The 10127-nt window shown below is 71.8% G+C and carries 9 protein-coding genes; 5 read left to right on the plus strand and 4 right to left on the minus strand.

The window, feature by feature from the left end:
- Nucleotides 1–181: aldehyde dehydrogenase family protein (locus P3T35_RS39960; protein WP_280709808.1), on the plus strand; the 181-nt coding region annotated here is incomplete at its 5' end.
- Between the two features lie 167 nt (nt 182–348).
- On the plus strand, nt 349–1707 hold the full coding sequence (locus tag P3T35_RS39965; RefSeq protein WP_101382388.1) for an aspartate aminotransferase family protein: 1359 nt from the start codon (nt 349–351) through the stop codon (nt 1705–1707).
- A 7-nt stretch (nt 1708–1714) separates the two neighbouring features.
- Here the strand turns inward: P3T35_RS39965 and P3T35_RS39970 are convergent, their stop codons facing one another.
- Complete coding sequence (locus P3T35_RS39970; protein ID WP_101382389.1) at nt 1715–3412, minus strand: PucR family transcriptional regulator; 1698 nt, start codon at nt 3410–3412, stop codon at nt 1715–1717.
- A gap of 190 nt (nt 3413–3602) precedes the next feature.
- Here P3T35_RS39970 and P3T35_RS39975 point away from each other — a divergent pair, with 190 nt between their 5' ends.
- The 3 genes from P3T35_RS39975 to P3T35_RS39985 all read left to right on the plus strand — a co-directional run bounded on the left by P3T35_RS39975 (nt 3603) and on the right by P3T35_RS39985 (nt 7347).
- Entirely contained in the window at nt 3603–5123 is a 1521-nt protein-coding gene (locus P3T35_RS39975) for a gamma-aminobutyraldehyde dehydrogenase (protein ID WP_101382390.1), read from the plus strand.
- 126 nt (nt 5124–5249) lie between these two features.
- Nucleotides 5250–5681 (plus strand): hypothetical protein, encoded by a 432-nt coding sequence (locus tag P3T35_RS39980; RefSeq protein ID WP_101382391.1) that lies wholly within the window; start codon nt 5250–5252, stop codon nt 5679–5681.
- Between the two features lie 166 nt (nt 5682–5847).
- Nucleotides 5848–7347: a CoA-acylating methylmalonate-semialdehyde dehydrogenase gene (locus P3T35_RS39985; protein ID WP_280709812.1), complete on the plus strand. Its 1500-nt coding sequence runs from the start codon at nt 5848–5850 to the stop codon at nt 7345–7347.
- A 7-nt stretch (nt 7348–7354) separates the two neighbouring features.
- On the opposite strand, the gene P3T35_RS39990 is transcribed toward P3T35_RS39985, so the two are convergent.
- The 3 genes from P3T35_RS39990 to P3T35_RS40000 form a co-directional block, all read right to left on the minus strand.
- The gene (locus P3T35_RS39990; RefSeq protein WP_101385293.1) at nt 7355–7999 is read right to left on the minus strand and encodes a TetR/AcrR family transcriptional regulator; all 645 of its coding nucleotides are present in this window, start codon (nt 7997–7999) and stop codon (nt 7355–7357) included.
- A gap of 68 nt (nt 8000–8067) precedes the next feature.
- Entirely contained in the window at nt 8068–8808 is a 741-nt protein-coding gene (locus P3T35_RS39995; RefSeq protein WP_348533465.1) for a DUF4166 domain-containing protein, read from the minus strand.
- On the minus strand, nt 8805–9584 hold the full coding sequence (locus P3T35_RS40000; RefSeq protein WP_101382393.1) for a hypothetical protein: 780 nt from the start codon (nt 9582–9584) through the stop codon (nt 8805–8807). The genes P3T35_RS39995 and P3T35_RS40000 overlap by 4 nt, the downstream gene beginning before the upstream one ends.
- Nucleotides 9585–10127: the final 543 nt, after the last annotated feature.

The raw sequence follows: 10127 nt of genomic DNA on the forward strand, positions 1-10127 counted from the left end.
CGCCCGGGCGATGCGGATGTCGCGCCGGCTGGACTTCGGCTGCGTCTGGATCAACACCCACATCCCGCTGGTCGCCGAGATGCCGCACGGCGGCTTCAAGAAGTCCGGCTACGGCAAGGACCTCTCCTCCTACGGCTTCGAGGACTACACCCGCATCAAGCACGTCATGACCGCGATCTAGCGGGTCATCACCATCAGGCGCAGCATGACCGCGACCTGATGATTCGCTAGGTGGAGGGCCCGGGAGCAGCAGCTCCCGGGCCCTTTGCACAGTGTCAGCCCCGTCCGGTGACCACCTGACACCATGCCGCTGCCCGCCGCACCGGCGCTTTACCTACGCTGGCGGACATGAGCTTCCCCACCGCCGACCCCGCCGCCGGGCAGGCCGTCACGGCCGCCGACCGCGCGCACGTCTTCCACTCGTGGTCCGCCCAGGCCCAGATCGCCCCGCTCGCGGTGGCCGGCGCCGAGGGCTCGTACTTCTGGGACTACGAGGGCAACCGCTACCTCGACTTCTCCTCCCAGCTGGTCAACACCAACATCGGCCACCAGCACCCCAAGGTGGTCGCCGCGATCCAGCAGCAGGCGGCCGCGCTGTGCACCATGGCCCCGGGCTTCGCGGTCGAGCCCCGCAGCGAGGCGGCCCGGCTGATCGCCGAGCGCACCCCCGGTGACCTGGACAAGATCTTCTTCACCAACGGCGGCGCCGAGGCCAACGAGAACGCGATCCGGCTGGCCCGGCTGCACACCGGCCGGCAGAAGGTGCTCGCCACCTACCGCTCGTACCACGGCGCCACCGCCAATGCGATCGCCCTGACCGGCGACCCGCGCCGCTGGCCCAACGAGACCGGCACCTCGGGCGTGGTCCACTTCTGGGGCCCGTACCCCTACCGCTCCGCCTTCCACGCCGAGAACGAGGCGCAGGAGGGCGAGCGCGCCCTCGCCCACCTGGAGCAGGTGATCGCCTTCGAGGGCCCGCACACCGTGGCAGCGATCATCCTGGAGACCGTCGTCGGCACGGCCGGCGTCCTGGTCCCGCCGCCCGGCTACCTGGCCGGCGTCCGGGAGATCTGCGACCGCTACGGCATCGTCTTCATCCTGGACGAGGTGATGGCCGGCTTCGGCCGCACCGGCGCCTGGTTCGCCGCCGACCACTGGGGGATCACCCCCGACCTGCTGACCTTCGCCAAGGGCGTCAACTCCGGCTACGTGCCGCTGGGCGGCGTGGCGATCAGCGCCGAGATCGCCGCCACCTTCGCCGATCGCCCGTTCCCCGGCGGCCTCACCTACTCCGGGCACCCGCTGGCCTGCGCCTCCGCCGTGGCCACCATCAACGCGATGGCCGAGGAGGGCATCGTGGAGAACGCCCGGCGGATCGGCGAGACCGTGCTCGGCCCCGGTCTGCGCGAACTGGCCGAACGCCACCCGTCGGTCGGCGAGGTGCGCGGGCTCGGCGTCTTCTGGGCGCTCGACCTGGTCCGCGACCGCGCCACCCGGGAACCGCTGGTCCCCTACAACGCGGCCGGCGCCGCCAACGCGCCGATGGCCGAGCTGGCGGCCGCCTGCAAGAAGCGCGGGCTCTGGCCGTTCATCAACATGAACCGGTTCCATGTGGTGCCCCCGTGCACCGTCACCGCCGAGGAGGCCCGCGTCGGCTTGGCCGTGCTGGACGAGGTGCTCAACGCGGCCGACGCACACATGAATTGACGTACAGTCAGCGTCGGACGGCGTCCAGTGCCAGCAGGGCGACGTGCAGCGAGAGGCAGGACTCCACCTGGTCGAGGTCGACCGCCAGGATCCGCTCCACCTTGTGCAGCCGGTCGTAGAAGCTCGGCCGCGACAGATGCGCAGCGTCTGCCGCGGCCGACTTGTTGCGCCCCTGCTCCAGGTAGATCCGCAGCAACTGCACCAGCTGCGAGCCGTGTTCGGCGTCATGGGCCAGCAGCGGACCCAATTCCCGCTCCACATAGGTCTGCAGCCGGGCGTCGTCGCGCAGCAGGTGCAGCAGGCCGCGCAACCGGACGTCCGGCAGCCGGTAGTAGGAGGCCGAGCGTGCCCCTGGTGCGTCGTGCAGTGCGGCATCCGCGACCTGGGTGGCCTCCATCAGGGTCCGCCGGGCATCCCGCACCGACCCCACCGAGGAGCCCACCGCCACCACCGGTGCGGCCGCCTCGCGACCTCCGGTCGCCTCCCGTCCGCCGGCCGCCTCCCGTCCACCGTCCGCGGCCGTCCGGCTGTCCGCCACCATCCGGCGCAGCGTCGCCGCGAACGCCTCCAGCGAACTGTGCTCGTCCTGCTGCGAGCCCAGCGCGATCAGCAGCCCCACCCCCTCGTCGTCCAGCGCCCCGACCAGCGCCGAGAGCCGGCTGCCGCGGGCCGCGCCGGCCGCGAGCTCGGTGAAGTCCCGCAGCCTGGCCTGCGCCTCCAGCGCCGCGGGCAGCTGTCCGCCGCGCCGCCGCAGCACCACCCCGACCAGCCGCCGCCCCTCCAGCGGCACCCCCAACGCCTGGGCGCGCAGCGCCACTTCGGAGACCGTCAGGGCATGGGTCAGGATTCCGGACAGCAGCGTGCGGTGGGTCTGCCGCTCCAGGCTCTCCCGGTCCCGCACCAGCAGCCGGTTGAGCGCCAGCGTCGCCGCACCGCGCTCCAGCAGCATCGCGGCCGGGTGCGGCGCCCCGCCGGGCACCGGGCCCGGATCGCCCACCAGCACCAGCCGCCCCCAGTCCTCGCCGCGCGCCCCCACCGCGGTCACCAGCCAGCCGCTGCGCGGATCATGGCCGGTCCGCCCGGCCGGCCGCACCGCCCGCGAGCGGCGCTCCCAGCGCTCCAGCAGCTCGTCCTCGGTGCGCCCGGCCGGGTCGTGCGCCAGCACCTGGTGGCTGAGGTTCTCCAGCACCACCGGGTGTCCGGCCATCCGGGCGATCTGGCGCAGCACCTCGGTCGGCTCGGCGCCTTCCACCGCCAGCTCGTTGAAGACCTGGTGCACCGCCTCGGATGCCCGCAGCTGCTCCAGTTGCGCGTTCACCACCAGGGCGTGCACCGCCTCGGTCACCGCGACGAACCGGATCTCCCGCCGCAGCACCACCAGCGGCAGGCCGCGCTGCTCGGCGGCGTGCACCAGGGCCCGGGGCAGCGTGTCGAAGTAGCGGCGGCCGAACTCGACCACCAGACCGACCGCGCCCACCTCCACCAGTTCCCGGACGTAGCGGGCCAGCCCCTCGCGGTCCTCGGGCAGCGCGATCCCGGTGGTCAGCACCAGCTCCCCGCCCTGCAGCATCCCCGCCACGTCCGGCAGCTCGCTGACGTGCACCCAGCGCACCGGGCGGTCCAGCCGGTCGGCAGCCGCCACCACCTGCGGCAGGCCGCGCCGCATCACATCAAGGTCGAGCACTCGGGCGACGGTGGGCAGCACGGCGGTGCCTCCTGACGGGGGGAAACAGGTTGTCAGCTGAATCATGCATCCGGATGACGACCTGTCACCCCGTCAGGAGGCTTGCACCCTGTAAACCGGTTCGCGGTGCGACTGTCGGTGTGTCCCTTGCCCGGGTCGGCGGTGACGGGCAGGGTCGGCGGCACGAACCCGATGGAGGAGAACCCGACCCATGGAGCTCAGCAACTTCGAGGACGGCGCGCAGTACATCGGCGGCAGAGCCGGCGCCGGTAGCGGCTACGAGCCGTTCGACGTGGTCAACCCGGCCGACGGCAGCAGCGTCCAGCGGATCCGGCTCGCCTCCACCGACGACGTGGACGCCGCCGTGGCCGCCGCCACCGCCGCCCTGCCCGAGTGGGCGGGCGCCACCCCCGGCGCCCGCTCCGAGGCACTGCTGCGACTGAGCGGGATCCTGGCCGAGCACGCCGAGGACTTCGCCCGGGTGGAGACCGCGCAGACCGGCAAGCCGATCAAGCTGTCCACCGAGTTCGACGTGCCCGGCACCATCGACAACACGGCCTTCTTCGCCGGCGCCGCCCGAAACCTGGAGGGCAAGGCGGCCGGCGAGTACTCGGGCGACCACACCTCCTACGTGCGGCGCGAGCCGATCGGCGTGATCGGCTCCATCGCGCCCTGGAACTACCCGCTGCAGATGGCCGCCTGGAAGATCCTGCCGGCCATCGCGGCCGGCAACACCGTGGTGCTGAAGCCCGCCGAGCTCACCCCGCTCACCTCGCTGATGTTCGCGCGCGCCTGCACCGCGGCCGGGATCCCGGACGGCGTGGTCAACGTGGTCACCGGCGCGGGGCGGGACGCCGGCGAGCACCTGATCGGCCACCCCGGCGTCGCGATGGTCTCGTTCACCGGCTCCACCGTCGTCGGAAAGCGGGTCGCCGAACTGGCCACCGCCACCGTCAAGCGCACCCATCTGGAGCTCGGCGGCAAGGCCCCGTTCGTGGTCTTCGAGGACGCCGACCTGGAGGCGGCGGTGCACGGCGCGGTGGCCGGCGCGCTGATCAACAGCGGCCAGGACTGCACCGCCGCGACCCGCGCCTATGTGCAGCGCCCGCTGTACGACGACTTCGTGGCCGGCGTCGCCGAGCTGTTCGGCCGGATCCGGCTCGGCGACCCGCACAACCCTCGGACCGATCTCGGTCCGCTGGTCTCCTTCGCCCACCGCGACCGGGTGGCCGGCTTCGTCGAGCGGGCCCGCGGCTACGGCGCCACCGTGGTCACCGGCGGCGAGCGGCCCGGCGTCGGCCACGACGGCACCGACCTGACCCGCGGCGCCTACTACCTGCCCACCCTGATCACCGACGCGGACCAGCGCAGCGAGGTGGTGCAGGGCGAGGTCTTCGGCCCGGTGCTGGTGGTGCTGCCCTTCGACGCCGACGACGAGGGACTGCGGCTGGCCAACGACACCCCGTACGGCCTGGCCGCCTCCGCCTGGACCCGCGACGTGCACCGCTCGCTGCGCGCCACCCGGGAGCTGGCGGCCGGGTGCGTCTGGGTGAACGACCACATCCCGATCATCAGCGAGATGCCGCACGGCGGCTACAAGGCCTCCGGGTACGGAAAGGACATGTCGCAGTACTCGCTGGACGAGTACACCCAGGTCAAGCACGTCATGTACGACACCACGGCGGTGGCCCGGAAGGACTGGCACCGCACGGTCTTCGGCGATCGGGGCTGACGCGGTGTCGGAACCCGTGTAAGAGCCGGGGCCCGGCTCGCTCTCCTGCTGGTGACGGCGGCTGCCAGAAGCCCGCCGGCGAGCGGAGCGAGGAGACCCGCGGACATCACCCCACCTGCCGACGCCATGGCCTGGCTGGCCGCCGCCGCACCGGATCCGGACGCCTGCCGGCGCGAGTGGGAGCGGTCCGCGCTCGGTACCGCGCTGCTGCCCGCAGGCCGGTGCTGGGACGTGCTGATCGTCCCCGGCCGGCTGGGCCGGCCGGGCCAGTGGCTGCTGGACGGACTGCCGGGTGCCGGCCCGGTGCTGTTCGATCCGGGCGATGACACGGTGGCCTTCTTCGTACCGGTCGGCACAGCGGCCCGCTGGATCGGCACCGGGCTCCGGGCCGCGGGCGACGGCAGCTGGATCCTGGTGCCGCACCCCCGACGCGGCGAGCGGGGGCTGCACTGGCTGGTGCCGCCAGACGGGTCGGGGGCGCTGACCGACCCGATGGTGCTGGAGCTGGTGCTGCACGAGGCGGCCGCCGCGCTCGCCGAGCCCGGCGAGCATCTGTGAGGCGGTGGCAGACCGATGGGCCCTACGGGATGTAAGGCCGAAAGGGCGATCCCCGTCAGTGTGCTCGTTGAGTGACCTGCACGAGGTGACCAGACTGGAGTGAGAGCCCGCGATTTGGAGGCAGAGCACCGTGACCAAGCCCGCTGAGAAGCATGTCGTCCACTGGATCGGCGGCGCCCCGGTGCCGACCGCCGGCGCGGCGCCCCGCCGCGGCGACATCTACGACCCGGCCACCGGTCGGACCACCGGCCAGGTGGACTTCGCCGAGGTAGCCGAGGTCGACCAGGCGGTGGCCGCCGCTGCTGCCGCGTTCGCCGAGTGGCGGCACACCTCGATCGCCAGGCGCACCGCCGTGCTGTTCAAGTTCCGCGAGCTGTTCGACGCCCGCAAGGACGAACTGGCCGCGCTGATCGTCTCCGAGCACGGCAAGGTCCACTCGGACGCGCTCGGCGAGCTCGCCCGCGGCCAGGAGGTCCTCGAATACGCCTGCGGGATCCCGCAGTTGCTCAAGGGCGGCTTCACCGAGCAGGCCTCCACCGGTATCGACGTCTACTCGATCCGGCAGCCGCTCGGCCCGGTCGCCGTCATCTCGCCCTTCAACTTCCCGGCGATGGTGCCGATGTGGTTCTTCCCCATCGCCATCGCGGCCGGCAACACCGTGGTGCTCAAGCCCTCCGAGAAGGACCCCTCGGCGGCGGACTTCCTCGCACGGCTGTGGCAGGAGGCCGGGCTGCCGGACGGGGTGTTCAACGTGGTGCACGGCGACAAGGTCGCCGTCGACCGGCTGCTGGAGCACCCCGACATCAAGTCGGTCAGCTTCGTCGGCTCCACCCCGATCGCCCGCTACGTCTACGAGACCGGCACGCGCTACGGCAAGCGGGTGCAGGCGCTCGGCGGCGCCAAGAACCACATGCTGGTGCTTCCCGACGCCGACCTGGAGCTGAGCGCCGACGCCGCGGTCAACGCCGGCTTCGGCGCGGCCGGTGAGCGCTGCATGGCGGTCTCGGTGCTGGTCGCGGTCGACCCGATCGGTGACGAGCTGGTCGCGAGGATCAAGGAGCGGATGGCCGGCCTCAAGGTCGGCCCCGGCTGCAACGGCGACTCCGAGATGGGCCCGCTGGTCACCGGCCAGCACCGGGACAAGGTCACCGCCTATGTCGAGTCCGGCCTCGCCGACGGCGCGGAGCTGGTCGTCGACGGCCGAAAGCACCTGATCACGGCCGAGGACGCCAACGGTGACTCCACCGCCGACGGCTTCTGGCTCGGCCCGACCCTGTTCGACCACGTCAAGCCGGGCATGTCCGTCTACACCGACGAGATCTTCGGCCCCGTCCTCTCGGTGGTCCGGGTCTCCTCCTACGAGGAGGGCCTGGCGCTGATCAACGCCAACCCCTACGGCAACGGCACGGCCGTCTTCACCAACGACGGCGGCGCCGCCCGGCGCTTCCAGCACGAGGTCGAGGTCGGCATGATCGGCATCAACGTGCCGATCCCGGTGCCGGTCGCCTACTACTCCTTCGGCGGCTGGAAGGCTTCGCTCTTCGGCGACGCGCACGCCTACGGCGCGGACGGCGTGCAGTTCTTCACCCGGGGCAAGGCGGTCACCCAGCGCTGGCTGGACCCCTCGCACGGCGGGATCAACCTCGGCTTCCCGACCAACAGCTGACCGGGGCTCAGCCGCCGTTCGCGGTCCGGGCCGCGCTGCGCCGCAGCGCCGTCCGGACCGCGCGGTTCGCGACCGGGCCCAGCCCGTCCACCACCTCGACCAGCACGCCCAACCGGTCCAGCGCCTCGAAGGCCGCCGCCGCACCCGCCGGGTCCACGCCCTCGTACAGCTCCAGGCCGATGAACGAGGCCGACACCGCACGGGCCAGCCCCGGCAGGTCCAGCAGCTCGGCCAGCGGATGGTCCGCGAAGAGCCGCAGCAGCACCGCCTCCACCTCGTCGGTCCACAACCGAAGCGCCGCCACGCTCGCCTCGGCCAACTGCGGATAGGTGGAGGCTCCCGCCAGGAACTGGCCCAGCAGCGCGACCGATCCGTCGGCCCGTTCGGTTTCGTGCAGCTCGCGGCCGACCCGCAGCAGTTCGCGCAGCGAGCCCGCCGCCGCCAGCGCCGGCCGGTAGAGCGCCAGCCGGTTCTCGGTCTCCCGCACCGCGGCCGCGGCGAGCAGGCCCTCGACCGTCTTGAAGTGGTAGAAGACCAGCGCCTGGTTGGCCCCGCACTCGGCGGCGATCGTGCGCGCCGAGACACCCGAGATCCCCTGCCGCTTCATCAGGCTGATCGCGGCCGCCATCAGGCGCTCCCGTGTGTCGCTCATACCGAGCAGGGTATCGGCCGGGTCGGCGGCACCATCGGCCACGCGTGACTCGGGCGGGTCCGCACGCATCAGCTCCGGGCCTGCTCGCGCACCGGCCGCACATGGCGCGGGATTGCGGCCGGGTCCGTCACCGGTATGAACTCGGCCCGGAACGAGCCCGCGTAGCCGATCACCGGCCCGAGGACGGGATTGGTCACCTGCACGTTGATCCGGAAGCAGTCGGCCCGGTCGTCGAACCACTCGTGCACGCGGGCCTGGCCGGTGACCATCGCGGGGCAGCGCGGTGCGCCGGGCAGGCCGGTGAACCGCTGGTCCTGCGAGGTGATCAGCAGACCGCCGCTCCTGGTGACGCGGAACCGCAGGTCGGCGGCGATGTGCTGATGAGTGCCCAGATAGTCGAGCACCAGCTTCGGGTGCCGGTCCGAGGCGACCATGGTGGCGTCGAAGCGGCGCGGCCGGGTGAACTGGAAGGTCCGGACGAAGGTGACCGTCTCCCGACCGAACCGGTCGCGGTACGCGTAGTTGGCGATGGTGAAGTCGATGTCCCGGCCCTGTTCCGGAAAGAGCAGATTGCGGGTCGCACCCAAGTGCAGGAACGGTCGCAGCAGGTTCGAGCCGTGCCAGACCTGCTCCATCCGGCCGGTGCCGAGGCAGGCGATCTTGGACTCGCTGGAGAAGCCGAACCGCCGCTGCATCTGCGGGTGCATGAGCTCGAAGGCAGGTCCGATCGCCCGGCGGAAGATCGATTCGGTGGCCGTGGCCGGGGCGGCCGCGGTGACGGGCGTGGTCATGCCGGTGGTCGTGGTCACGGATCCTCCAGGGTGGTGAGCAGGTGCGGAGCCCGGGCGCCGTCGCGGCTTGCCGGCTGCCGCCGGCACCGTCGGGCGGCGGGGGTGCCCGGCAGCGGGGGCAGGAGTAGAACGAGGGCCAGCAGCGGCAGGCCGCCGGCCGGGCCGAGAAGCAGAGCCGCCAGCACGACCGCCGATGACCGGGCCATCACCTCGGCGGTCGCCTGCCGACGCGAACGCTCGGGCGGGATGCCGCGCTCGGCCCAGAGCCGCAGCCGGTCGAAGGACCAGGCGGTGAGCCAGCCGACCACCGGGCGGACACACCATCGGTCCGCCGCGGCGCCCAGGCGGCCGGGCCAGGGCCGGTAGTCGTAGCCGGTGCTGAACCTGACGCCGGTCGGATCGGCTCGGTAGCGCCAGTAGCCCGCGCCCTCGCCGAGGGGTGACAGCGCGCTGTCGGCACGGAACCGCAGCGCGCTGATCCGGCTGCCGTCCGGGCGGCAGCGATCAGCCGTCGTGATGCCGATGCCGGTCAACCGCGGCCCTCGCCGCGGTCCCTCGATCGGTCCGTTCGTCCCGTCCGTTCTGCTGCTCGTCCTCTCCGGGAGGCCGAGGACATAGCGGAAGCGCACCGGTGCGGCGGGGTCCGTGGACGGGAGGTAACTGATCCGGGTGAAGCGCGCGTCCCAGCGCTGATGGTGCTGCGGGAGCTGGGTGAGGTTCCAGACGAGTTCCTGGTCCGCAGCGATCAGGGTCTCGACGTAGAGGGGTTTCGGTCGTCCGACGGTGCTGGGCATGGCAGTTCCGTTCCCCGAGTGCTTTTGAGCGACTGCTCAACTGCCTGGCGGTCACTATGGCAGAGGTTTGAGCGATCGCTCAAGGGTGGGTACAGGGCGAGCCGGTGCGGAACCTGGCGCGGGGAGTCGGCCGCACCGGTGGCCGAGCACCGTTTGCATCAGCCGTGGGCGAGGCGTACTGTTCTCTAGTCGCTCGACAGGGAGCACCGGACACGCATCTGCGCGGACGGTCCCGGAGCGGCCAATCCCTTGGAACACCACTTCTGATCCGCAGCGGATCGCGCTCTGTCGCGTGTCCGTGCGAATTGCCGTGTGCGTTTATCTGGATTGTGGCCGGATTCGCCTTTCGAGGCGGTGATCGGCTAAAGTTTGAAACGTCGGACGGGCCGTCAGGTCGCAGAAGACGAAAGCAAGTCGGGAAGAGCACGAGCTCGGATCTGATAAGCTTGAAACACGAAAGAGCGAAGCGCCCGGAGGGGCCACGGAAGTGGCTGCGAAGGAAGCGTCCGTTCCTTGAGAACTCAACAGCGTGCCAAAAGTCAA

This window comes from Kitasatospora sp. GP30, assembly GCF_029892145.1.
GTDB classification, from domain to species: domain Bacteria; phylum Actinomycetota; class Actinomycetes; order Streptomycetales; family Streptomycetaceae; genus Kitasatospora; species Kitasatospora acidiphila.